Genomic DNA, 21,068 nt, shown 5'->3' with positions numbered 1-21,068 from the left:
CGCTAGAACGGGACAAAGCCCTCTGCCACCCGAGCGGCAGAGGGCTTTGCGGAGATTCAGACTCCGTATGTCCGCGTGTTACCGGGACTGCTGGGCCGGGACCCCACGGGAGATCGGCTCGTCCTCGGCCGGCGTACCGGCGGCGGCCACCGCGGCGCCCGTGAGCGTCGCGAGCATCTCGCGGACGTTCGTCAGCTGGGCGTTGATGCTGTCGCGGCGGTTGGTGAGGGCGGCCAGCTCGCGCTCGGATTCCGAACGGATGCGGTCGGCCTTGGCGTTGGCGTCGGCCACGATGTCCTCGGCCTGGCGCTGGGCCGTCTCCACCGTCTGGCGGGCGCGGCGCTCGGCGTCCGTGCGCAGCTTCTCCGCCTCCAGGCGCAGCTGCTCGGCGCGGTGCTCGATCTCGGCGAGGCGCTTCTCGGCCTTGGCCTGACGCGACGCCAGGTCGCGCTCGGACTGCTCGCGGCGCTTGGCGAGGTTCGTCTCGAAGTCCGCGGCGGCCTGAGCGGCCTTGGCACGGGTCTCCTCGAAGAGGGCGTCCGCCTCCTCGCGCTTGGACTGCGCGTCCTTCTGCGCCTCGGAACGCAGCTGGGAGGCGTCACTCTTGGCCTTCTCGACGATCCGCAGGCCCTCGTCCTCGGCCTTGGCCTTGCGCTCCGACGAGTACGCTTCGGCGTCGTTGCGCACCTGCTGGGCCGCCGACTCGGCGAGCTCACGGTGCTGCTCGGCCGCGCGCCGGGCCTCCTCGCGCAGGTCCTTCGCCTCTTCCTCAGCGAGGCGGAGGATCTTCTCCACACGCGCACCGAGACCCGCGTACGACGGCTCGGCGTCGGTGACCTGGGCCTGGGCGTTCTGCGTCTCGAGGTGGAGCTCTTCGATGCGCTTTTCCAGAGCGGTGATGCGGGCGAGAGCGCTGTCACGGTCGGAGACGAGCTTGGAGATACGTTCGTCCACCTGAGCGCGGTCGTATCCACGCCGCACAAGCTCGAAGCCGTAGGGGGAAGTGTCGCTCATGGGGTTCCTGTCGAATGAGACCGGTGAGGTGATAGGTGGAATCCTAGGGGCCGAAACGGTGTGTCATCGAGCGGATGCGCGTTTGATCTGGAAAATGAGACCCCTTTTGAGTGGCTAAGCGGCAGAGGGCTTGCCAAAACTTGGCCAAAGCCCCCGGATGACCCCGGAATCGACCTCCCGCCCCGGGTTGCCTCTCGCCGCGGGGGCGCCCCAACGCCCCCGCGCAGCCATGGCCCGAAGCGTCCGTCCAAGTGTGGCACGGGCCGCCCGAAGGCCCTAGCTCTCCGAGGACTTGCCACCCGAACGGGGTGCGCCGACTGTCGCGCCCGCCTTGACTCCGTTGTCCTTGCCCCCGGCCGGGGCCTCGAAGGACTCCAGCGCCTCCAGGACGTCCTGGACCCGGGAGATCTCGGCGTTGATGTCCTCGCGCCGGCGGACCAGGACCTCCAGCTCGCGCTTGCCCTCCTCGACCGTGCGCTTGGCCTCGCGGATCGCCTCGGCCTTGAGCTCCTCGGCCTCCCGGACCAGCGTGGACTTCTTCTGCTCGGCCTCCTTGAGCAGCCCCTCGGCCTTCTTCACCGCGGCGATACGGACCTTGCCCGCCTCGGAGTTGGCCTCCGAGACGATCTCCTTCGACTTCGCCTGCGCCTTCGCGAGCTGCTCCTCGGCGGCCTTGACGAGCGCGTCGCAGCGGTCGCCCGCCGACTTCATCGTCTCGGCCGACTCCCGGCGGGCCCGCTCGTGCAGCTCCTCGATCTCACCCGTGATGCGGTCGCGCAGCTCCTCGGCGCGCTCCCTGATCTGCGTGGCGTCCCGACGCGCGCCGACCAGCAGCTCGTCCGCGTCCGTACGGGCCTTCTCCACCAGCGAGTTGCCCTCGACCGTCGACTCGGACACCAGCCGGTCGGCCTCCGTGCGGGCCGCACCCACCATCGTGTCGGCCTGCGTCTCGGCCTCCGCGGTGGTCTTGTGCGCCTGCTGCTGCGCCTCGCTCAGCAGCTTGTCGGCCTCGGCCGTGGTCTCGGTGATGAGCTTGTCGACCTGCTCGGCCGCCTCGGAGCGCCGCTTGTTGGCGTCCTTGCGGGCCTCGTCCAGGGTGCGGTCGGCCTCCTCGCGCGCGGTGGCGACGAGCCGCTCCGCCTCCGCCTCAGCGTCGGCCTTGACGCGCCCGGCCTCGCTGCGCACCCGCTCGGCGTGCTGCTGCGCCGAGCCGACCGTCTCGGCGGCCTCGGCCCGCAGCCGCTCCGCCTCGCCGGTGGCCTCCCCGACCAGCTGGTCGGCCTTGGCGACCGACTCGGCCCGGACCCGCTCGGCCTCGTTCAGGGATTCGGTGCGGACCCGCTCGGCCTCGGCGACCGTCTCCATCCGCAGCCGGTCCGTCTCGGTGACCGTCTCGGTCGTGAGCCGCTCCGCCTCGCCCCGCGCCTCGGTGATGAGGGTGTCCGCCTGCGTCGCCGCGTCCGACCGGATGCGGTTGGCGTCCTCACGGGCGTCCGCCCGGGTGCGCGAGGCGTTCTGCTCGGCCTCGGCGATGGCGTCCGACGCCTCCGTGCGCGCCCGCTGGGCGTGCTCGGAGACCTCCGTACGGATGCGCTCCGCCTCGGCGATCGCCTCGGACATCGTGCGCTCGGCGAGCGCCTTGGCGGCCTCGGTCTCCTCGTGCGCCTCGCGCCGCAGCCGGCCGGCGTCCTCGCTCGCCCGCTCCCGCTCCGCGTAGGCGTCGGTGCGGACCCGGTCCGCCTCCTCCTGGGCCTCCCGCCGCGTCCGGTCCGCGACGTGCTCGGCGGCGCTGCGCAGCCCGGCGATCTCGTCCTGGGCCTGCTCGTGCAGCCCCGCGACGGAGTCTCGTACGTGCTGGGCGTGCTGCTCGGCGGCGGACACCATCTCCGTGGCCCGCCGGTCGGCCTCCTCGACCAGCCGTACGGCCTCGGCCTGCGCCTCCTCCACGCGCTTGCGCGCCGAGGCCAGCAGTTCCTCGCTCTGCTCGCGGGCCCGCTCGCGCTCCTGGTCGGCCTCCTGCCGGGCGCTGCCGAGCAGATCATCGGCCTCCCGGCGCCGCCGGTTGGCCTCTTCCTGGGCGGCGGCCAGCGTCTCGGACGCCTCCGTGCCGAGCCGCTCGGCGGCGGCCTGTGCCTCCGCGCGCATCCGGTCGGCGCTCTCCTGCGCCTCCGACTTCAGCCGCTCCGCCTCGTTCGAAGCCTCCGAGCGCAGCCGTACGGCGACGGCCTCGCCCTCGGCGCGCGAGGCGGACGCGTCGGAAGCGGCCTCGTCGCGCAGCCGCTCGGCCTCCGTCTCGGCCTGCTGCTGGAGCGTACGGATCCGCTCAGCGGCCTCGGCACGCAGCCGCTCGTTCTCCTCGGCGGCCTCGCGGCGGATCCGGTCGGCCTCCTCACGGGCGTCCGACAGCGCCTGCTCGGCGGCCGTCAGCCGCTCCTCGGCCTCCGTCTGGAGCCGCGTCAGCTCCTCGGCGGCCTCCGCGCGGCGGGCCTCTATGGCGCGCTCGGTCTCCTCGTGCAGTTCCACCGCCGCGCGCTCGGCGTCCGCCTTGAGGCCCTCGGCCTGCTCGACGACCTCCTCGCGGTGCCGCTCGGCCTCCTGCCGGGTGCGCTGAAGGGTCTCCTCGGCCTGCCGGCGCAGGGTCGTCGCCCGCTCGATGGCCTCGGTGCGGACCTTCTCGCTGTCCCCCTGGGCGTTCGTGCGCAGCTCGTCCGCGTCCGCCTTGGCCTTGGCGAGCAGCTCCTCGGCGGACCTCGCCGCCTCCTCGATCTGCGCCACGGCCTCCTTGCGGGCCTCGGCGCGGATCTTCTCGCCCTCTTCGACGGCGTCCGCCCGCAGCTGCTCGGCGTCGCCGCGCAGCCGGCGGGCCTCCTCCTGCAGCTCGACCGTCTTGGCGCGGTACTCCTTGGTGTCGTCCTTCGCCGTGCCCTTGAGCTCCTCGGCGATGTCGTGCGCCTCGGCGCGCAGCCGGTCCGCCTCGGCCTCGGCCTCCGAGCGGATCCGCTCGGCCTCCTCGGCAGCGGCCTTGGTGGTCTTCTTGGCGTCCTCGGACGCCTTGTTGAGGACCTCCTCGGCGGTCCTGGCCGCCTTGGACAGCTGGGTCGCGGTCTCCTCGGCGGTGGACGTACGGGCGTTCTCGGAGGCCTCCGCGACGATCTTCTCGGCCTCGGCGCGGGCGTCGGCGACGAGCTGCTCGGCCTCGGACTTGGCGTTCTCGGCCTCCTTCGTGGCCTCCTCGACCAGCCGGGCGACCTGCTCCCTGGCGGTGCGCGTCCGCGTCTCGTTCGCGGACTCGGCACTCGACAGGGCCTTGGCGGCGGCCTCCTTGGCCTCCGTGACCAGCTTCTCCGACTCGGTCTGCGCCTTGCGCAGCGCCTCCTCGGCCTCGGCCATCCGCTGCTCGGCGGCCTTGCTCAGCTCCGTGGCCTCACGGCGCGCGGACTCCGACTCGGTGGCGGTGGACGTCCGCAGCTGCTCGGCGTGGTCCGTGGCCTCCTGGGCCTGATTGGAGGCCGCGTTCAGGAGCCGCTCGGCGTCCGTACGGGCGCGGCGCAGAATCTGCTCGGCCTCGGCCCGGGCCTCCTCGGCCGCGCTCGTCAGCCGCTGCCGGGCCTCGCCGGACAGCCGCTCGGCCTCCGCGCGGGCCTTGGCCATGGCCTGCTCGGCCTCGGCCCGGGACTCCTCCATCAGGCGCCGGGCCTGCTGCTCGGTACGGGCCCGCAGCTGCTCGGCCCACGCCACGTTCTCGTTGACGTGCGACTCGACCGTCTGGCGGCGCTCGGCCAGCTCCTGGTCGAGCTGCTGGCGGCGGGTCACCGCCTCCTGGTGCAGCTCGGACTGGAGCCGGGCCGCCTGCTCGGCGTGCTCCTGGAGGATCCGCTGGGTCTGCGCCCGCGCCTCGCTCAGCTCGCGGTCGGCGTCCGTCCGGATCTGGTCGGCCTGCATCTGAGCGTTGCGCAGCAACTGCTCGGCCTGCCAGCCGATGTCGCCCCCCTCGAAGGAGGGCCGGGACATGATGGTGCGCCGCGCCTCGTGCAGCTTCGCACGCAGCACCTCGACCTGGTAGCCGAGGTCCTCGGCGTGCTGGATCGCCTTTTCCCGCTCGGTCTTCAGCCGCTTCATCTCGGCTTCGAACCGAGAGAGGTGGTCGACGTCAGCCGCCGGCTCTCGCTCCTGGCTCTCGTAGCCCCGCACTGCGCGGTCCCATCCGTCCCCTGGTCGCAACTCTCTCCAAACGAGCTCCGTCCATCCGCCGAACGGGGCCCCCGGGGAATGGTGTCAGATCATCGGCGGAGCAGAGGCTGCTGCCCCGACGCTCGTCCCCCGAAACCCGGACCCCGGTGGTCCTGCCGTCGCACGGCGGGACCGCGGTCACCCTGCAACGAGCGGCGACCGCACCCAACCCTACCGGCCCCTATGTACGAGGGTCAGTGCTCAGGTGACTCAACAGGCGCCGAAGTGACCAGTTCTGTCAGTACGCCATGACAGTCCTTGGGGTGCAGGAAGGTGATTCGTGACCCCATGGAACCGCGTCGCGGCTCTTCGTACAGCACGCGTACGCCCTTGTCCTTGATCTCCGCGGCGTCCCCGTCCACATCCGCCGTACCGAAAGCGATGTGGTGGACGCCTTCGCCGTTCTTGTCGAGCCACTTCGCGACGGTGGAGTCCGGGCGGGTGGGTTCGAGAAGCTGCAGGTACGAGGCGCCGCCGTCGGACGTATCGTTGATCTTGAGCATGGCCTCGCGCACGCCCTGCTCCTCGTTGACCTCGGAGTGGAACACCTCGAAGCCGTAGGTGGCACGGTAGAACTCGACGGTCTTGTCGAGGTCGAAACAGGCGATTCCGATGTGGTCGATTCGCGTCAGCATGGATTCAGTGCAGCGCCCCGGAGGTGGTTACGCAACGTGCGCGCGATCACACCGACAGCCCGATGACGGCACGGAGTGCCACTCAGTACATTCGAAGTAAACCCTCGTTCACTCCTCGGCTGTGCAGCCGGTAAGGGGATCGCAGCTCATGTCTTCTGCAACGAACAGCTCGGTGATCGTCGCGGGCGCGCGTACGCCCATGGGGCGGTTGCTCGGTTCGCTGAAGTCCTTCTCGGGAGCCGACCTCGGCGGCTTCGCCATCAAGGCCGCCCTCGACCGTGCGGGGATCGGCGGCGACCAGGTGCAGTACGTGATCATGGGGCAGGTGCTCCAGGCCGGGGCGGGGCAGATCCCGGCGCGCCAGGCCGCGGTCAAGGCCGGCATCCCGATGAACGTGCCCGCCCTGACGATCAACAAGGTGTGTCTGTCGGGCCTGGACGCGATCGCGCTGGCCGACCAGCTGATCCGTGCGGGTGAGTTCGACGTGGTCGTCGCGGGCGGTCAGGAGTCCATGACCAACGCCCCGCACCTGCTGCCCAAGTCCCGTGAGGGCTTCAAGTACGGCGCGGTCGAGATGATCGACGCCATGGCGTACGACGGGCTGACCGACTCCTTCGAGAACGTCGCCATGGGTGAGTCGACGGAGAAGCACAACACCCGGCTGGGCATCGGCCGGGCCGCGCAGGACGAGATCGCCGCGCAGTCGCACCAGCGGGCCGCCGCCGCGCAGAAGAACGGCCTGTTCGACGCCGAGATCACGCCCGTGGAGATCCCGCAGCGCAAGGGTGACCCGGTGCTGTTCAGCAAGGACGAGGGGATCCGCGGTGACACGACGGCGGAGTCGCTCGGGAAGCTGCGTCCGGCGTTCGCCAAGGACGGCACGATCACGGCGGGTTCCGCCTCGCAGATCTCCGACGGTGCCGCGGCCGTCGTGGTGATGAGCAAGGCCAAGGCCCAGGAGCTCGGCCTGGAGTGGATCGCCGAGATCGGGGCGCACGGGAACGTGGCCGGGCCGGACAACTCGCTGCAGTCCCAGCCGTCCAACGCGATCCTGCACGCGCTGAAGAAGGAGGGCCTGGAGGTCTCCGACCTCGATCTCGTCGAGATCAACGAGGCGTTCGCGGCGGTGGCCGTGCAGTCAATGAAGGATCTTGGGGTGTCCACCGAAAGGGTGAATGTCAACGGTGGTGCCATCGCCCTGGGTCACCCGATCGGGATGTCCGGTGCGCGTCTCGTGCTGCACCTCGCGCTGGAGTTGAAGCGGCGGGGCGGCGGCGTGGGCGCGGCCGCGCTGTGCGGTGGTGGTGGTCAGGGTGACGCGCTGATCGTGCGAGTACCGAAGGGCTGAGCGGCGGCTCACCGCCCCACCTCGGCCTTCGCTTTTGGTCCCTCCTTCATGAACGGAGCTGTGATGCAGGACGTCTCCACGCTGGTCGCCCAGGCCAGGGAGGGCCGGCCGCGGGCCGTGGCCCGGCTGATCTCCCTGGTGGAGGGGGCGTCCCCACAGCTACGGGAGGTCATGGCGGCGCTGGCGCCGCTGACGGGTGGGGCGTACGTGGTGGGGCTGACCGGGTCGCCCGGGGTCGGCAAGTCCACGTCCACGTCGGCGCTGGTGACGGCGTATCGCAAGCAGGGGAAGCGGGTCGGCGTGCTCGCCGTCGACCCGTCGTCCCCCTTCTCGGGCGGGGCGCTGCTCGGGGACCGGGTGCGGATGTCCGAGCATGCGTCGGATCCTGGGGTGTACATCCGCTCGATGGCGACGCGGGGGCATCTGGGCGGGCTCGCGTGGGCCGCGCCCCAGGCGATCCGGGTGCTGGACGCGGCGGGCTGTGACGTCGTCCTCGTCGAGACGGTGGGGGTCGGGCAGTCCGAGGTGGAGATCGCTTCGCAGGCGGACACGTCCGTGGTGCTGCTGGCCCCTGGGATGGGGGACGGGATCCAGGCGGCCAAGGCCGGGATCCTGGAGATCGGTGACGTGTACGTCGTGAACAAGGCCGACCGGGACGGGGCCGACGCGACGGCTCGCGAGCTGAACCACATGCTGGGGCTCGGGGAGTCCCGGGGGCCGGGGGACTGGCGCCCGCCGATCGTGAAGACGGTCGCCGCGCGGGGGGAGGGCACGGACGAGGTCGTCGAGGCCCTGGAGAAGCACCGCGCCTGGATGGAGGAGCGGGGGGTTCTTGCGGAGCGGCGGGCGGCCCGGGCGGCGCGGGAGGTCGAGACGATCGCGGTGACGGCGCTGCGGGAGCGGATCGGGGATCTGCACGGCGACCGGCGGCTGGGGGCGTTGGCCGAGCGGATCGTGGCCGGGGAGCTGGATCCTTATCGGGCGGCTGATGAACTGGTGGCGGGGTTGACGGAGGGCTGAGCGGCGGCCGGTGGGGGGTCGGGGACCTAGCTGCGGGCATGCGTGCCGCTAGGGGCGGCACGGGTGGGCGCAGCGGTACCTCGTCACGCCGAGTTGCGCACCCACCCGGCGCCAGCGCCGACGCCGAGTGTTTCGTCGTGCCGAGACATGCGACGCCCCGGCGTCAGGGGAGACGCCGGGGCGGTCGGAATGTGGCAGGAGTGGTCAGTCCTGGTCGTCGGCGTCGTCCGCGTCGTCGCCCTGGTCGTCCGAGCGGTCCGCCGTGACCTTGCCCGTGGTGAGGTCGATCTTCCAGTCCTGCTCGGCGCCGCCGGACGTGCGGGTCTCGGCCTCCCAGGACTTGTCCTTGCCGTCCTCGTCCAGGCCGACGGACGTCACCGTGCCCTTGCCGGCGGCAGCCTTCGCGGCCTCCTCGGCCGTCACGGAGGAGCCCTTCAGAGCCGCCCGCACCTGCGCCGTGTCGTCCTCGTCGTCGGTCTGCGCGCCGAGGACCTTGCCGTTGGACGGGTCGACGGACACGCTGTGCCAGGTGTTGTCACCGGACAGGACGTCGACCTTCCAGATCACCTTGTCGCTGTCGTCCTCGTCGTCCAGCTCGGCGGACACGACCGTGCCGGACGTGTGCTTCAGGGCGGAGGCGATCGCCTCGGGCGCCTTCACGTCGCCGGAAGCCGCCCGCGCGGCGTCGTCGTCCCGGCCGTTGTCGTCGTCGCGGTCGTCCTGGCCGTCGCGGACGTCGTCGTCCGAGAGGCGCGTGTTCGCCGCCTGCCGCGCCGAGCCCCCGCCGTCCTCCGTGGTCGCGAGGGCCGTGGCCGTACCGCCTCCGATCAGAGCGGCGGCGGTCACAGCGGCGATCACGATGTTGCGCTTCATGGGGGTTCCTCCCGAGTCGGTTTGTTTTCGACGTGTTCCAAGGTGGCTGACCGAGGCTGAGAGGAAGCTGAAGCCCCCTGAAGGGATCTTCAGCTTGGTTTTGCGACTCTTTACCCATGCGCCTGTTGATCGTGGAGGACGAGAAGCGGCTGGCCCTGTCGCTCGCCAGGGGCCTGACGGCCGAGGGGTACGCCGTGGACGTCGTCCACGACGGACGGGAGGGGCTGCACCAGGCCTCGGAGGGGACGTACGACCTGGTGATCCTCGACATCATGCTGCCCGGCCTCAACGGCTACCGGGTCTGCGCCGCCCTGCGCGCCGCCGGGCACGAGGTGCCGATCCTGATGCTGACCGCCAAGGACGGCGAGTACGACGAGGCTGAAGGGCTGGACACGGGGGCTGACGACTATCTGACCAAGCCGTTCTCGTACGTCGTGCTCGTCGCCCGGATCAAGGCGCTGCTGCGGCGGCGTGGGGCGGGGGCCGGGGCCTCGCCAGTGCATGTGCACGGGGAGCTGAAGGTGGACACGGCTGCTCGGCGGGTGTTTCTGGGAGAGGAGGAAGTGGCCCTCACGACCAAGGAGTTCTCCGTGCTGGAGCAGCTCGTCCTGCGGGCCGGGGAGGTCGTGTCCAAGTCCGAGATCCTGGAGCATGTGTGGGACTTCGCTTACGAGGGTGACCCCAACATCGTCGAGGTGTACATCAGCACCCTGCGGCGGAAGCTGCGGCCGGGGCTGATCCGGACCGTGCGCGGGGCCGGGTACCGGCTGGAGAAGTCGCCATGAGGCGGCTGTTCGGGTCCGTCCGGGCGCGGGCCACGCTGGGCGCCACGCTCGTGGTCGCGGTGGCGCTCGTCGCGGCCGGGGCCGCCGTGCTGCTGTCGCTGCGGTCCAATCTGATCGGCGAGGCCGGGACGCAGGCCGAGCAGTCCGCCCGGGCCGTCGCCTCCGAGCTCGCCGCCGGGACGCCGTACGACAAGCTGTCCGGGCTGGACGGTGACGACGGGCCGGTGCAGGTCCTCGACGAGCACAAGCGGCTGGTCGCGGCCAGCGAGGACCTCCAGAAGATCAGCGGCACCGACTCCGACCAGGTGAAGCCGCAGCCGCCGGCCACGCCCGGCGCGGACGATGACGACGACGCCGACGAACACGAGGAGGCCGCCCTCGAACCCGGGGAGATCGCCGGGGAGAGCGTCTTCAGCAACGGGGCCGCGACGATCGACGGTGACGCGGAGGACTACCGGTTCGCCGCCGTGGAGGTGGAGACCCAGGACCGGGGGACCCTCAAGGTCTACGCCGGTTCGCCGCTGGCCGCCGAGCACGGGGCCGTGCGAACCGCGCTGACGGTGATGCTGATCGGGTTCCCGCTGCTGCTCGGCGTCGTCGGCGGAGTGACCTGGCTGGTCACCCGGCGGGCGCTGCGGCCGGTCGAGGGCATCCGGAGCGAGATGGCCGCGATCACTCAGTCCGAGGACCTCGCGCGGCGCGTCCCGGAGCCGGACACGCATGACGAGATCGCCCGGCTGGCCAGCACCACCAACGAGACGCTGGCGGCGCTGGAGACCTCCGTGGAGCGGCAGCGGCGGTTCGTCGCCGACGCGTCCCACGAGCTGCGGAGCCCTATCGCCTCGCTGCGCACGCAGCTGGAGGTGGCCGCCGCGCATCCCGAGCTGCTGGACCTCGACGGGGCCGTGGAGGACACCGTGCGGCTCCAGCACCTGGCCGCCGACCTGCTGCTGCTCGCCCGGCTGGACGCGGGGGAGCGGCCCAACGACGCGGGGGTCGACCTCGCCGGGTTGGCCCGCGAGGCGACCGAGGGACGCACGGGTGTGACGGTGGACGCGGAGCCGGTGGAAGTGGCCGGATCGCGGGGGCAGCTGGGGCGGGTGCTCGCCAATCTCCTCGACAACGCCCAGCGGCATGCCCGGTCGGCCGTCACCGTGAGCGTGCGGCGGGAGGGTGACCGGGCCGTGGTCGGCGTGGCGGACGACGGGGACGGGGTGCCCGAGGCCGACCGGGAGCGGATCTTCGAACGGTTCGTACGGCTGGACGCCGCCCGCAGCCGGGACGACGGCGGTGCCGGACTGGGGCTCGCCATCGCCCGCGACGTCGCCGTACGGCACGGCGGCACGCTCACGGCCGGACAGGGACCCGCAGGCGGAGCCCTGTTCGAACTCCGCCTGCCGCTCGCCTAGCCGGGACTCCGGTGGTTACGGGCGCCCGCGCTGTCCGCGCAGGTGCTCCGCGATGGGCTTGAGGGCCTTGTCGAGCTCCGTCAGGGCCTCGGGGGACAGCAGGTCGATGAAGTGCCTGCGCACGGACGCCACATGGTGGGGCGCCACCTTCTGCATCGTCGCCATGCCGTGGTCGGTGAGCACCGCGTAGAGCCCCCGGCGGTCGGATTCGCAGTTCTCCCGCCGGACCAGGTTCGCGTTCTCCATGCGCGTGATCTGGTGCGAGAGGCGGCTCTTGGACTGGAGGGTGGCGGAGGCGAGGTCGCTCATCCGCATCCGCTGGTCCTCCGACTCGGAGAGGTTCACCAGGATCTCGTAGTCGTTCATTGTCAGGCCGAACGGCTGCAGGTCCTTTTCGAGCTGGTACGTCAACAGCCTGTTGACCTCCAGGTGGGTGCGCCAAGCGCACTGCTCCGCATCGGTCAGCCAGCGCGTGGCCGTCTCGGTCTCCATGAATGAAGTCTACCTAAAAGGTTGAAAGGCGAACTAGTGAGGGTTTTCGTATGACGGCGCACGTCTGCCGAACATTGGTGCGCAGACGTTCGATGTCACACTCCGCAGACTACCGCTCACAGCCCGAAGCGACGCTGGAGGTCCCCCAGCTGTCCGGGAAGACGCGGTGCGCCGGATTGACCGGAGTGGGGTCCGGATGCCCCGCCGCCGGGCACACCGGCCTGGTGCGGAACGGCCCCCGTGGCCTGCTCGGCCATCAGGGTCTCGGACGACTGGAGGAGCACCGTGCCGGCGCCGACGAACTCGAACTGATGCTCCTCGCCGGAGGCCCCTCCGAGGCCTGTCAGCGCACGTAGACCGCCCATGACGCCGGTCATGTACCCGTGGTCGTAGTGGTGGCAGGGCGAGGGGCAGTCGGCCCAGCCGACCAGGGCCTGGGGGTCGACCCGGATCGGGGGTTCCATGAACACCACCGGGCCGTTCGACGCGGCCACGAACTTTCCGGTTCCGATGAGGGTCAGAAAACCCGGCACGATTGATTGCTTCAGTGCGAGAGTTGGCTGAAAAGCGAGGAGGTTGCCCGAGCGAATGGTCAGGTTGCCGTCCTCGAGGTCGAACGAATTCACGTCGAAGGCCCGGTCGGCGAGGAGCATCTTGCCCGAGCCCTCCGCCACGACCCAGTCGCTCGCGTGCAGAGGTGAATGGAACGAGGTGCGGACCAGACGGTCCAGTCGGCCGTGCCCGACGCCGTTGAAGTCGATCGAGCCGTAGTAGGCGATCATCTTCCCCTTCTGCAGGAACCACTGGCTCCCCTTCAGTTCCACACAGAAGGTGTAGGGGTTGACGTTGTCGTCGGGCGGCAGCGACGCAGGGTCGAAGACCGCGGGGCCGGCGCCCGGAGTTCCGTACGTGCTCACAGCTTCTCCTCCGACGCCTGGACGTACACCGCACCGCTGCCGCTGAGCTCCAGCTGGAACGCCTCGCCCGAGCCGCGGCCCACCATGTCCCGCCAGCCCAGCGCGGTGGACAGCTTGTTGCGGACGTCGCCGTGATGGGCGACGTAGGCCTGCGGGTCCACATGCACCGGCCGCTGGGGTGTGATGGGGATCTCGATCACCCCGCCGTGGGCCATGACCGCGACGGCCCCGTGTCCCTTCAGCGTGGTCGTGAACAACCCCTGGCCGCTCACCTGTCCTCGCACCATGCCCATGACGCCGCCCTGCGAGCCGAGGAACATCGTGCCCTGCTGGAGCGAGCCCTCGAAGGCCAGCAGGCGGTCCGCCTCGACGTACAGCGTGTCGCCGGTGAGCTGGATCACCTGGATGTGATGTCCGCCGTGCCCGAACAGCACCGTGCCGCTGCCCTCCACGGTCATCAGCGGCGTGTCCTCGTCGGCGACCCGGCGCCCGATCATCGACATGAGCCCGCCCTGCCCGCCCGCCGTGTTGGGCGTGAAGGACACCTCGCCCTTGTACGCGAGCATCGCGCCGCGCTGACTGAACAGCCGCTGACCGGGCGTCACCGTCGCCTCGACCATCTTCGCGTTGATCTCCCGGAAGGCCATCTCACACGTCTCCCGCGATCGTGTTCCGCTCGCTCGGCTGTACGTACACCAGCCCGTCCCCCTCGAAGCGCATCTGGAAGGCCTCGCCGCCGCCCTCCCCGAGCAACGTGCGGAACGTCACACCGGACTGGAAGGACTGCCGGAGATTGCCCTGGTGCGCCACATACGCCCCCGGGTCGACGGTCAGCGGATACTGCGGGCTCACCCGCAGCACCACCGCCGGCCCGTCCGACATGATCGCCGCCTGGCCGTGGCCCTCGACGGACGTCGTGAACAGCCCGTTTCCCTGTGAGGCGCCGCGCAGGCCGGTGAACTCCGTCCCCGTGCGCAGCCCGCCGTCGGTCGCGAGCAGGTTGCTCGACTCGACGTAGAGCTTGTCCCCCTGGAGGCCGACCAGGTTGATCTCGGAGGCGCGGTCGGCGAACCAGCAGGTACCGCGCCCCTTCACCTCCATCAACGTCATCTGCTCACCGGTCAGCCGCCGGGTCACCATGCCCCGGATGCCCTCGCCGCCGCCGCTGAGCTTCTTGAAGGCCATCTCGCCGTCGTACGCGACCATCGAGCCGTTCTTCGCCTTCACGGCATCTCCGGTCATGTCGACGGCGAGCACCTTGTTGCTCTGAAGTCGGAACATCGCCACGTACGGGAAGGTATCCGCAGGCCGGGTCCTGTGGACAGGGCCCGTAGGTGGAGAAAGTCCCTGATCGCACCCTTAGGGGCCGGAGAGCGGGACCCCGGGCCAAGGGCCCCACGGCTGTTTGCCACAATGGGCGGGACGCTTGTGCGTGCGTTCACAAACCCTCTTGCCGTTCAGCCCGTCCAGCCCGTTCAGACCGCCGCGTCTCTCCCACCGAAGGTGACCCGTGGACCTCAAGACCGCCACCGCCCTCCGCCGCCTCCGCCTGGTCTCGGCACCCGAGGCGATCTCCTTCCTTCTCCTGCTGATCTGCTCGGTGCTGAAGCGGACCACGGACTTCAACGCCGTGCCGGTGATGGGCATGGTGCACGGTGTTCTCTTCATCCTGTACGTGATCTTCTGGGCCGACGCGTGGAACCGGACGAAGTGGCCGGTGAAGACCGCCGCGCTGTACTTCGTGCTCTCGGTGCTGCCCGCCGGCGGCTTCTTCGCCGACCGCAAGCTGCGGCGTGAGGCCGAGGGCGCGGTCATCGCGTCCCGGGCGCGCCAGGAAGGGGCCGTGAGCGCGTGATCGTCGCCTTTTCCGTGACGCCGCTGGGGGTCGGCGAGGACGTGGGGGAGTACGTCGCCGACGCCGTGCGGGTGGTCCGTGAGTCGGGGTTGCCCCACCGGACCGACGCGATGTTCACGTCCGTCGAGGGGGAGTGGGACGAGGTCATGGACGTCGTCCGGCGTGCGGTGGCCGCGGTCGAGCGGCGGGCGCCCCGAGTGTCCCTCGTCCTCAAGGCGGACATCCGGCCCGGGGTGACGGACGGTCTGACCTCCAAGGTCGCGACAGTGGAGCGGCATCTCGCCGAGTAGGCGTCCTCGAGAGCGGAAGTGACGACGGGAACCCTGGTCCGATGCGGGCCGGGGTTCTTTTATGCCCGCGGCTGAGGCAGATGCTGCCGCGGGCATATGCCCGTCTCGCCACCCGCCTGGACGCTCTCAGGTCGACACTGCCCCAAAGATCCATTTTTGTATGGGTATCGGGGTATCGGTTCTCCGATCAGGCCTCAATTACTGGAGGGCACTGTGCGGCCGGAGGGCTACGACTACGACTCCTACAGCCGACTCGCCGGACCGCTCACGGAGCCGTCCGGTGAGGAGTACCGGGTGCAGTACGCCTCGCTCCTCGCCCGCGAGCCCCGCCGAATACGAGCCGTCCTCCTGATGAGCCTCGCACCGCTCCTCACCGGTGCCCTGATGGTCTACCTCGTCTGGCCCACCCACTGGGTGGAACGCGAGGGCGCCCAGCGCTGGCTCATCGGTCTCGACGTCACCATGCTGATGGCGATCGGCCTGATCGAACTCTTCATGCTCGTCAACGTCGCCTCCGTCGCCCACGCCACGATGGTCGCCTGCGACCCCGTCCCCGTGTTCCCCGAACCAGGCACCCGCGTCGCCTTCCTCACCACCTACGTCCCCGGCAAGGAACCCCTCGCCATGGTCCGCGCGACCCTGGAAGGAGCCACCCGCATCCACCACACCGGAACCCTCGACGTCTGGCTCCTCGACGAGGGCGACGACGCCGAGGTCAAGGCCATGTGCGCGGAACTCGGCGTACGGCACTTCACCCGGCGCGGCATCCCCGAGTGGAACCGCGACACGGGCGTCCACAAGGCCCGCACCAAGCACGGCAACTACAACGCCTGGATCGCCATGCACGGCGACGCGTACGACTTCTTCGCGTCCGTCGACACCGACCACATCCCGATGCCCAACTACCTGGAACGGATGATGGGGTACTTCAGGGACCCCGACGTGGCCTTCGTCGTGGGCCCCCAGGTGTACGGCAACTACCACAACCCCGTCACCAAGGCCGCCGAGTCCCAGCAGTTCCTCTTCCACGCCCTCATCCAGCGCGCGGGCAACCACTATCGCGCCCCCATGTTCGTCGGCACGAACAACGTCGTACGGATCTCCGTCGTCAAGCAGATCGGCGGGCTGTACGACTCCATCACCGAGGACATGGCCACCGGCTTCGAGATCCATCAGCACCGCAACCCGGACACGAACCGCTTCTGGCAGTCCGTCTACACCCCGGACGTGCTCGCCGTCGGCGAGGGCCCCGCCTCCTGGACCGACTTCTTCACCCAGCAGATGCGCTGGTCACGCGGCACCTACGAGACCCTCATCACGCAGTACTGGAAGGCGCCCCTCAGCATGCCGCCGGGCCGGCTGCTGTCCTACACGCTCATGCTCGTGTACTACCCGATGACGGCCGTCAACTGGTTCCTCGGGATCTTCAGCTGTTTCCTCTTCCTCTGGTTCGGCGCCTCCGGCACCGAGGTCGCCGTGTCGGTCTGGATGATGCTCTACAGCGACGCCGCCGCCTGCCAGATCGGGCTGTACCTGTGGAACCGCAGGCACAACGTCTCACCCCACGAACCGGAGGGCTCGGGCGGCCTGGCCGGCATGGCGATGTCGGCCGTGTCCGCGCCGATCTACCTCAAGTCCCTCAGCGAGGCGGTCATGCGCCGCCCCAGCCGGTTCGTCGTCACGCCCAAGGGCAACGACGCCTCCCCCGACCAGCCGGCCACCTTCCGTATCCACCTCTTCTGGGCGGCCCTGCTGGCCACCTCCCTGGCCGCCTCGGTGGCCCTGGACCACACGCATGCCGCGATGCGCACCTGGGCCCTGCTCGGCATGGCCATCTCCCTGGCGCCGGCCGCGGTATGGGCCGCCACGGCCTGGAAGGACCACCGGGAGCGGCAGCGGCAGCTCACCCTCGCCGACGCGCAGGCACAGGAACAGGCACCCGGACAGCTGCAGGAGGCGGCACCCCCGCACCCGCACCCACGCGTACCCGAAGGCAACGAGCCCGCCCCCGCCCCGGCCCCCGCCCTCGCCACCGTGTCCCCCGCGGCCCCGGTCTCCGGCACCCCGACAGGAGGCAGCTAGGTCATGGCCTACCAGCTCTCGCAGAAGACCAAGAAGACCGTCCTGGGGATCGGCGGCATCGCGCTCCTGGCGGGCCTCAACGCCCCGGCCGCGCTGGACTTCGTCTCCACGCAGTACCACGAGTACAAGATCGCCCAGCCCGAGTACATGGCGAAGTACGGCTCCTGGACCCAGCTCGACATCCCGGAGAAGTACCGCACCAACGCCATCCACGCGGCCCTGCTGCACACGGGCAAGGTGCTGATCGTCGCCGGGTCGGGCAACGAGCAGCGCAAGTTCGACGCGGGCGAGTTCGACACGATCCTGTGGGACCCGGAGAAGAACACCTACAAGAAGATCCCCACCCCGGAGGACTTCTTCTGCGCCGGCCACGCCCAGCTCCCCGACGGCCGCCTGCTGGTGGCCGGCGGCACCGCCCGCTACGAACGCCTCGGCGCCGAGGTGACCCGGGCCGGCGGCGGCATGCGCGTGAAGAACGAGAGCCCCGACAAGGCGGTGTTCCTGAAGAAGGGCACCCGCTTCCGCTCACCGGCCGGCTTCGAGTACGTCACCAAGTTCGACGTCACCGTCCCGAAGGCCAAGCGCACCCAGAAGATCACGTACAACAGCCGCGGTGTGATGCAGCCCTGGAAGACCAAGGTCACCGCCAGCGAGGCCCGCGTCTGGGTGGAGGCCGTGGACGAGGGCCCCCTGTCGGCCACCCGGAAGCAGGCGCAGTACGCCGTCGTCGGCCTGACGGGCAAGGCCGGCAACAACGTGTACGGCCTGTCGGAGAAGATCAACCTCGACAAGCAGGACTTCCAGGGCATCCGCGGCGCCTACGAGTTCGACCCGAAGGCGGAGAAGTACATCCCCGTCGAGCCGATGGACAAGGCCCGCTGGTACCCGACGCTCGTCGGCCTCGACGACGGCCGGGTCCTGGCGGTGTCCGGTCTGGACGACGTCGGCATGATCGACCCGGGCGACAACGAGATCTACGACCCGGAGACCAAGAAGTGGTCCCCGGGGCCCAAGCGGTACTTCCCGACGTACCCCGCCCTGTTCCTCACCAAGGGCGGCAAGCTGTTCTACCCGGCCTCCAACGCCGGTTACGGGCCCGCCGACCGGGGCCGCGAGCCGGGCCTGTGGGACGTGGAGAAGAACACGTTCCGCAAGGTGCCGGGGCTGACGGACCTCGACCAGACCGAGACCTCGGCCTCCGTGCTGCTGCCCCCGGCGCAGGACCAGAAGGTGATGATCCTGGGCGGAGGCGGCGTCGGCGAGTCGAAGAAGGCGACCCCGCGCACGGCCGTCGTGGACCTGAACAAGGACAACCCGGCCTTCCGGGACGGTCCCGACCTGCCGCAGGGCACGCGCTACCTGAACAGCGTGATCATGCCGGACGACACCGTGTTCACGTCCAACGGCTCCAGGGACTACCGCGGCCGCAGTGCCAGCAACATCCTCAAGGCGCAGTTCTACGACCCGAAGAGCAACGCCTTCCGGGAGGCCGCCGCGCCGAGGGTGGGGCGCAACTACCACTCCGAGGCGCTGCTGCTGCCCGACGGCAGGATCGCCACCTTCGGCTCCGACCCGCTCTTCGACAACCAGCAGAACACCAAGCTGGGCCACTTCGAGCAGCGCATGGAGGTCTTCACCCCGCCCGCGCTGCACCAGAACCCCCGGAACCGCCCCGTGCTCAAGGGCGGCCCGGAGAAGCTGGACAAGGACCACAGCATCACGTTCCGTACGGACCACCCGGAACGCGTGGCCGAGGCGCGGCTGATGCGGCCCAGCGCGGTCACGCACACGACCGACGTCGAGCAGCGCTCCATCGAACTGGACATCACCAGGAAGGGCGACGCGGTGACGTTCGAGGTGCCCCGCGACCCGGCCCTGGTCCCGCCCGGCTGGTACATGCTGTTCGTGACGGACGGCGAGGGCACGCCCTCGCGGGCCAAGTGGATCCACGTGGAGTGAGCGAAGGGGGAGGGGGCGAGGGAGGGAGGGGGCCGGTTCAGTCCTCGGCGTTGCGCGCCAGCTCCAGGGCGTAGTCCGGCCACCAGCGTCCGGCGTCCGGGCCGCCCTCGCAGTCTCCGTCCGACTCGCCGGGCCGCTTGATCCACAGATAGGCGTCGAGGGTCCGTTCGCCGGTCTGGGTCGTGGGCGGGGTGCCGAGTGCCCGGCCCGGCGGGTTGCACCAGACGCCGGGCAGGGGGCCGTTGCCGTTGCGGCTGGTGTCGACGACGAAGTGCTTGCCGTCGAGGGCCTCGGCCAGCCGGACGCCGTACTCCGTGGTCTCGTCGTCGGTCTGGAAGTTGGAGACGTTGAGCGCGAAGCCGTCGGCCTGTTCGATACCGGCCCGCCGCAGCGGCTCCACCAGCTTGTCCGGCTCCCGGATCCAGTCCGCGTTGCCCGCGTCCAGGTACACCTTGGTGTTCGGCTGCTGTTTCAGCCGGGTGATCGCCTCGCTGAGCAGCTGTTCGCGCTCGGCGTGGTACTCGCCGGGCGTGCAGCCGTCCACGATGTGCGCGACCGCGTCGGGTTCCAGCACGACCAGGGCCTCCGCCTCGCCGAGGGCGTCGGCGAACTGCCCGATCCACTCCCGGTAGGCGTCCGCGTCCTCCGATCCGCCCGCCGAGTGCTGACCGCAGTCCCGGTGCGGGATGTTGTACGCGACGAAGACGGCCGTCTTCCCCTCCTCGCTCGCGGCCGAGGCCGCCGCCCGCACCGTCGGTGCCGGATCGGTCTCGCCGGGCGGCCACAGCGCGAGCGGCCGGTCGGCGATCCGCCGGATCAGCTCGGCGTCCTCCTCCCGGTCCTGCTGCTGCCAGAGCTGTGCCTGCTGGGCCGCGGGGCTCTCGGGGTCGACCCAGAAGGGGGAGCCGGCCGCGTAGCCGGCCTTCGTGGTGTCGTCGCCGGTGTCGGACGCCGTATCGGCGCGGCCGTGAGCGGACGAGCAGCCCGCAGCGAGACCGAGCGCCGCGAGTGCCGCGAGGGCGTGGTTCAGCCGTCTCATGCCGCTCCCTGTGGGGAAGGTGACGTTCGGTGATGCATCGGATGCCAATAGTTACATACTCGTATGAATCATCATCTAAAGGACATCGCCTTGCCCTGCCCCCGGATGGCGCAGCCGGGAGGCGGGCGGACCGAAGGGCGAGACGGGGCTGGCCACCATGTGACCGGCCGGTAAGGTCGGGTTCGTGCCGAAGCCGCTCAGTCTCTCCTTCGATCCGATCGCGCGCGCCGACGAACGCTGGAAGCAGCGCTGGGGAAACGTGCCGTCCATGGGTGCGATCACCTCGATCATGCGCGCCCAGCAGATCCTCCTCGCCGAGGTCGACGCGGTGGTGAAGCCGTACGGGCTGACGTTCGCGCGCTACGAGGCGCTGGTGCTGCTCACCTTCTCCAAGTCCGGCGAGCTGCCGATGTCCAAGATCGGCGAGCGGCTCATGGTGCACCCCACGTCCGTGACGAACACCGTGGACCGGCTGGTGAAGTCGGGCCTGGTCGACAAGCGGCCCAACCCCAACGACGGCCGCGGCACCCTCGCGAGCATCACCGACAAGGGCCGCGAGGTGGTCGAGGCGGCCACCCGCGACCTGATGGCGATGGACTTCGGGCTCGGGGCGTACGACGCCGAGGAGTGCGGGGAGATCTTCGCGATGCTGCGGCCGCTGCGGATCGCGGCGGGGGACTTCGAAGAGCAGTGACCCGGGGCAAGATCCCCCGGAACGGGTGGTTACGCTCGACGGCATGAAAAAGAGCGTGCTGACGCGCTACCGCGTGATGGCCTATGTCACCGGCGTGCTGCTGGTCCTGCTGACCCTGGGCATGATCGGCAAGTATGTGCTCGACCTGAACGGCGCGGCGGACTTCACGCGCGTCGTCAGCATCGCGCACGGCTGGCTGTACGTCCTGTACCTGGTCTTCGCCTTCGACCTGGGCTCCAAGGCGAAGTGGCCGGTCGGCAAGCAGGTGTGGGTGCTGCTCGCCGGGACCGTTCCGACGGCCGCGTTCTTCGTGGAGCGCAAGATCAGCCACGAGCTGGAGTCCCGGCTCGCGGAGGACTCGCCGGCGCCGGTCAAGGCGTAAAAACACCGCCGTGCGGACGAACGTGCGGCGGTCTGCCATCGACA

The 21,068-nt window shown here is 70.3% G+C and carries 19 protein-coding genes; 10 read left to right on the top strand and 9 right to left on the bottom strand.

Going from position 1 to position 21,068, the window contains the following annotated elements; translation table 11 throughout:
- Positions 1-78 precede the first annotated feature (78 nt).
- From ACIBK5_RS29505 to mce, 3 genes are all read right to left on the bottom strand, one after another.
- Complete coding sequence (locus tag ACIBK5_RS29505; protein WP_189723252.1) at positions 79-1,014, bottom strand: cellulose-binding protein; 936 nt, start codon at positions 1,012-1,014, stop codon at positions 79-81.
- 276 nt (positions 1,015-1,290) lie between these two features.
- Entirely contained in the window at positions 1,291-5,205 is a 3,915-nt protein-coding gene (gene scy, locus ACIBK5_RS29500; protein WP_399024155.1) for a polarized growth protein Scy, read from the bottom strand.
- 233 nt (positions 5,206-5,438) lie between these two features.
- The gene (gene mce / locus ACIBK5_RS29495) at positions 5,439-5,879 is read right to left on the bottom strand and encodes a methylmalonyl-CoA epimerase (protein WP_391115535.1); all 441 of its coding nucleotides are present in this window, start codon (positions 5,877-5,879) and stop codon (positions 5,439-5,441) included.
- Between the two features lie 148 nt (positions 5,880-6,027).
- Between mce and ACIBK5_RS29490 the strand changes: the two genes are divergently transcribed.
- Together ACIBK5_RS29490 and meaB are read left to right on the top strand one after the other, a co-directional pair.
- Positions 6,028-7,227: an acetyl-CoA C-acetyltransferase gene (locus tag ACIBK5_RS29490; protein ID WP_399024153.1), complete on the top strand. Its 1,200-nt coding sequence runs from the start codon at positions 6,028-6,030 to the stop codon at positions 7,225-7,227.
- A 63-nt stretch (positions 7,228-7,290) separates the two neighbouring features.
- The gene (gene meaB / locus ACIBK5_RS29485; RefSeq protein ID WP_382497435.1) at positions 7,291-8,247 is read left to right on the top strand and encodes a methylmalonyl Co-A mutase-associated GTPase MeaB; all 957 of its coding nucleotides are present in this window, start codon (positions 7,291-7,293) and stop codon (positions 8,245-8,247) included.
- Positions 8,248-8,451: 204 nt separating this feature from the next.
- On the opposite strand, the gene ACIBK5_RS29480 is transcribed toward meaB, so the two are convergent.
- Positions 8,452-9,120, bottom strand: a complete 669-nt coding sequence (locus ACIBK5_RS29480) for a PepSY domain-containing protein (RefSeq protein ID WP_399024152.1) — start codon at positions 9,118-9,120, stop codon at positions 8,452-8,454.
- 116 nt (positions 9,121-9,236) lie between these two features.
- Here ACIBK5_RS29480 and ACIBK5_RS29475 point away from each other — a divergent pair, with 116 nt between their 5' ends.
- Both ACIBK5_RS29475 and ACIBK5_RS29470 read left to right on the top strand, forming a co-directional pair.
- On the top strand, positions 9,237-9,905 hold the full coding sequence (locus ACIBK5_RS29475) for a response regulator transcription factor (protein ID WP_399024150.1): 669 nt from the start codon (positions 9,237-9,239) through the stop codon (positions 9,903-9,905).
- Positions 9,902-11,314 (top strand): ATP-binding protein, encoded by a 1,413-nt coding sequence (locus tag ACIBK5_RS29470; protein ID WP_399024148.1) that lies wholly within the window; start codon positions 9,902-9,904, stop codon positions 11,312-11,314. The genes ACIBK5_RS29475 and ACIBK5_RS29470 overlap by 4 nt, the downstream gene beginning before the upstream one ends.
- Before the next feature lie 15 nt (positions 11,315-11,329).
- Here ACIBK5_RS29470 and ACIBK5_RS29465 read toward each other — a convergent pair whose 3' ends face one another.
- From ACIBK5_RS29465 to ACIBK5_RS29450, 4 genes are all read right to left on the bottom strand, one after another.
- On the bottom strand, positions 11,330-11,806 hold the full coding sequence (locus ACIBK5_RS29465; RefSeq protein WP_184590382.1) for a MarR family winged helix-turn-helix transcriptional regulator: 477 nt from the start codon (positions 11,804-11,806) through the stop codon (positions 11,330-11,332).
- 116 nt (positions 11,807-11,922) lie between these two features.
- On the bottom strand, positions 11,923-12,723 hold the full coding sequence (locus tag ACIBK5_RS29460; RefSeq protein WP_399024146.1) for an AIM24 family protein: 801 nt from the start codon (positions 12,721-12,723) through the stop codon (positions 11,923-11,925).
- Positions 12,720-13,370, bottom strand: a complete 651-nt coding sequence (locus ACIBK5_RS29455; RefSeq protein ID WP_399024144.1) for an AIM24 family protein — start codon at positions 13,368-13,370, stop codon at positions 12,720-12,722. The genes ACIBK5_RS29460 and ACIBK5_RS29455 overlap by 4 nt, the downstream gene beginning before the upstream one ends.
- A 1-nt stretch (position 13,371) precedes the next feature.
- Positions 13,372-14,004: an AIM24 family protein gene (locus ACIBK5_RS29450; RefSeq protein WP_184591833.1), complete on the bottom strand. Its 633-nt coding sequence runs from the start codon at positions 14,002-14,004 to the stop codon at positions 13,372-13,374.
- Positions 14,005-14,233: 229 nt separating this feature from the next.
- Here ACIBK5_RS29450 and ACIBK5_RS29445 point away from each other — a divergent pair, with 229 nt between their 5' ends.
- The 4 genes from ACIBK5_RS29445 to ACIBK5_RS29430 all read left to right on the top strand — a co-directional run bounded on the left by ACIBK5_RS29445 (position 14,234) and on the right by ACIBK5_RS29430 (position 18,909).
- The gene (locus tag ACIBK5_RS29445) at positions 14,234-14,578 is read left to right on the top strand and encodes a DUF3817 domain-containing protein (RefSeq protein WP_399024142.1); all 345 of its coding nucleotides are present in this window, start codon (positions 14,234-14,236) and stop codon (positions 14,576-14,578) included.
- The gene (locus ACIBK5_RS29440) at positions 14,575-14,868 is read left to right on the top strand and encodes an MTH1187 family thiamine-binding protein (RefSeq protein WP_399024140.1); all 294 of its coding nucleotides are present in this window, start codon (positions 14,575-14,577) and stop codon (positions 14,866-14,868) included. Before ACIBK5_RS29445 ends, ACIBK5_RS29440 begins: the two co-directional genes overlap by 4 nt.
- A 213-nt stretch (positions 14,869-15,081) precedes the next feature.
- Complete coding sequence (locus ACIBK5_RS29435; protein ID WP_399024138.1) at positions 15,082-16,950, top strand: glycosyltransferase family 2 protein; 1,869 nt, start codon at positions 15,082-15,084, stop codon at positions 16,948-16,950.
- Between the two features lie 3 nt (positions 16,951-16,953).
- Positions 16,954-18,909, top strand: coding sequence for a galactose oxidase-like domain-containing protein (locus tag ACIBK5_RS29430; RefSeq protein ID WP_399024136.1), 1,956 nt, complete (start codon positions 16,954-16,956; stop codon positions 18,907-18,909).
- A gap of 37 nt (positions 18,910-18,946) precedes the next feature.
- Here ACIBK5_RS29430 and ACIBK5_RS29425 read toward each other — a convergent pair whose 3' ends face one another.
- Entirely contained in the window at positions 18,947-19,948 is a 1,002-nt protein-coding gene (locus tag ACIBK5_RS29425; protein ID WP_399024134.1) for a glycoside hydrolase family 6 protein, read from the bottom strand.
- Positions 19,949-20,132: 184 nt separating this feature from the next.
- On the opposite strand from ACIBK5_RS29425, the gene ACIBK5_RS29420 reads away from it, so the two are divergent.
- Positions 20,133-20,642 (top strand): MarR family winged helix-turn-helix transcriptional regulator, encoded by a 510-nt coding sequence (locus ACIBK5_RS29420; protein WP_399024132.1) that lies wholly within the window; start codon positions 20,133-20,135, stop codon positions 20,640-20,642.
- Positions 20,643-20,685: 43 nt separating this feature from the next.
- Complete coding sequence (locus ACIBK5_RS29415; RefSeq protein ID WP_399024131.1) at positions 20,686-21,024, top strand: DUF3817 domain-containing protein; 339 nt, start codon at positions 20,686-20,688, stop codon at positions 21,022-21,024.
- Positions 21,025-21,068 lie beyond the last annotated feature (44 nt).

This window comes from Streptomyces sp. NPDC050546, from assembly GCF_044457425.1.
In the GTDB taxonomy this organism is placed as follows: Bacteria; Actinomycetota; Actinomycetes; order Streptomycetales; family Streptomycetaceae; genus Streptomyces.
Note: the sequence above shows the minus strand (reverse complement) of the source record. Positions and strands in the feature narration are given on the sequence as shown.

Excerpts from the sequence above, each read along its gene's own strand:
- ACIBK5_RS29505 (WP_189723252.1), bottom strand. The coding sequence starts at position 1,014 with ATGAGCGACACTTCCCCCTACGGCTTCGAGCTTGTGCGGCGTGGATAC.
- mce (WP_391115535.1), bottom strand. The coding sequence starts at position 5,879 with ATGCTGACGCGAATCGACCACATCGGAATCGCCTGTTTCGACCTCGAC.
- ACIBK5_RS29490 (WP_399024153.1), top strand. The coding sequence starts at position 6,028 with ATGTCTTCTGCAACGAACAGCTCGGTGATCGTCGCGGGCGCGCGTACG.
- meaB (WP_382497435.1), top strand. The coding sequence starts at position 7,291 with ATGCAGGACGTCTCCACGCTGGTCGCCCAGGCCAGGGAGGGCCGGCCG.
- ACIBK5_RS29480 (WP_399024152.1), bottom strand. The coding sequence starts at position 9,120 with ATGAAGCGCAACATCGTGATCGCCGCTGTGACCGCCGCCGCTCTGATC.
- ACIBK5_RS29475 (WP_399024150.1), top strand. The coding sequence starts at position 9,237 with ATGCGCCTGTTGATCGTGGAGGACGAGAAGCGGCTGGCCCTGTCGCTC.
- ACIBK5_RS29470 (WP_399024148.1), top strand. The coding sequence starts at position 9,902 with ATGAGGCGGCTGTTCGGGTCCGTCCGGGCGCGGGCCACGCTGGGCGCC.
- ACIBK5_RS29465 (WP_184590382.1), bottom strand. The coding sequence starts at position 11,806 with ATGGAGACCGAGACGGCCACGCGCTGGCTGACCGATGCGGAGCAGTGC.
- ACIBK5_RS29455 (WP_399024144.1), bottom strand. The coding sequence starts at position 13,370 with ATGGCCTTCCGGGAGATCAACGCGAAGATGGTCGAGGCGACGGTGACG.
- ACIBK5_RS29450 (WP_184591833.1), bottom strand. The coding sequence starts at position 14,004 with ATGTTCCGACTTCAGAGCAACAAGGTGCTCGCCGTCGACATGACCGGA.
- ACIBK5_RS29430 (WP_399024136.1), top strand. The coding sequence starts at position 16,954 with ATGGCCTACCAGCTCTCGCAGAAGACCAAGAAGACCGTCCTGGGGATC.
- ACIBK5_RS29425 (WP_399024134.1), bottom strand. The coding sequence starts at position 19,948 with ATGAGACGGCTGAACCACGCCCTCGCGGCACTCGCGGCGCTCGGTCTC.
- ACIBK5_RS29415 (WP_399024131.1), top strand. The coding sequence starts at position 20,686 with ATGAAAAAGAGCGTGCTGACGCGCTACCGCGTGATGGCCTATGTCACC.